Genomic DNA, 1,653 nt, shown 5'->3' with positions numbered 1-1,653 from the left:
GATGTGCACCGACGAACGCGAGTTTCGACCCGTCGGGCGACCAGCGAGGCGAATTGGCCGTGAGGTCGGAGTCGGTGACCTTCCGGCAGTCGCTCCCGTCGGGGTCGATGGTGTACACGTCCATCGTGTTCGAATCGTCCGGCCGCTCCGAACGGTCCGAAAGGAACGCGATTCCATCCGGTCCCCACGCGGGTTGGAGTCCGAACATGGGTTCGTACGCCCCGCCGCCGTAGGCATCGTCGAGGCGGCGGGTTTCTCTCGTTTCGAGGTCGACTACGAACAGGTAGGTCGTCACTTCGTCCAGAAACCCCTTGCCGTCGAATCGGTGTTGCAGTCGCTCGGTCTCGACGGGACCGCCATCCCGGAGCTCCGAGAGATAGGCATCCTCGTCCTCGGTCGGGTCGCGCGACGAGATGACGAGTCGCTCGCCGTCCGGTCCCCAGTCGAACCCGTCGACACCCTCGTCGCGGTCGGTTACCTGCCGTGCGTCGCCACCCCGAACCATGTCGAACACCCAGACCTGCGGTTTGGGTTCGTCGTCCTCATCGTTCGCCTCTTTCCGGTCTTCCCCGTCCCCGTCTTCATCGCCCGCTCCTGCCTCCACGACGAGAGAAACGTCCTCGTCGCGGGCGGCGAGGAACGCGAGTTTCGATCCGTCGGGCGACCATTTCGGTCCCCCGGCATCGGAAGCCCGCGAGAGTCGATACGGGTCCTCTCCCCCGTCCGCCGGAACGACGAACAGCGAGGTTCGTCGGTCGTCCGCCGTCCGGTCGAACTCGTCCGCGACGAACGCGATGCGGGAACCGTCCGGGGAGAGCGCGAGGTCGCTCACCAACGTCAGGTCGTAATAATCGTCGATTTCGAACGTCTCCGTCATGGATGAAGGTTCCACGGGAGCCGTATAGTTGTATGTTCACCAGCAAATCGAACGGTTCACTGCCAGGATCACGCCACGTTTCGCTCGTCGACGGTCCGACCGTCCGCGAATCGGGCGGAGTCGAGACCCGAGATGTCGACGAGTGACGCCTCCCCGTCGAGGACGAGTTCCGTCACGAGTTGACCGGTCGCGGGTGCGTGCTGGAACCCGTGGCCCGAAAAGCCGACGGCGTTCACGAAGCCCGGAATCGTCTCCTCGATTATCGGGTGGTGATCCGGCGTGACGGCGTACAGGCCCGCCCATCCCCGGCGGATTCGGGAATCAGGACCGAAGTACGTCGCCAACTCCGCCGCCTTCTCGACCGCATCTATCGTCCAATCGAGGTCGGACGAGTGGTCGTAAGCGTTCGGGTCCACCGTCGTGTCCCCACCGAAATGGCCGCCGACGAGGGCGGCACCTTCGCGCTCCGGTCGGAAGTACGACCCCGTATCGAGGTCGATGGTCAACGGGACTGACTCAGGGATGGGCGTTTCGGGATCGACGACCGCGATTTGACGACGCTCGGGGGAGATGGGAAGGTCGAGGCCCGCCATCGCCGCGACTTTGCCCGCCCACGGTCCGGCCGCGTTGACCACGAAGTCCGCGTCGATGGGTTCGTTGGTCGTTTCGACGCCCGTAACGCCATCCCCGTCTCGCAGCACATCCGTCACCTCGACGCCGGTGCGGATGTCCACTCCGGCCTCACGGGCGCGGGTGGCGAACGCTTGAAGCGCCAA

General features: G+C 65.1%; 1 protein-coding gene and 1 pseudogene. Both read right to left on the bottom strand.

Annotation, left to right across the window (positions count from 1 at the left end; genetic code table 11):
- Nucleotides 1–877, bottom strand: a pseudogene (locus WBV42_RS10120) (S9 family peptidase); the annotation flags it as partial.
- Nucleotides 878–945: 68 nt separating this feature from the next.
- On the bottom strand, nt 946–1,653 hold a 708-nt coding region (locus tag WBV42_RS10115), incomplete at its 5' end, for an NAD(P)/FAD-dependent oxidoreductase (protein ID WP_423985922.1).

The organism is Haladaptatus sp. (assembly GCF_049589095.1).
In the GTDB taxonomy this organism is placed as follows: Archaea; Halobacteriota; Halobacteria; order Halobacteriales; family Haladaptataceae; genus Haladaptatus.
Note: the sequence above shows the minus strand (reverse complement) of the source record. Positions and strands in the feature narration are given on the sequence as shown.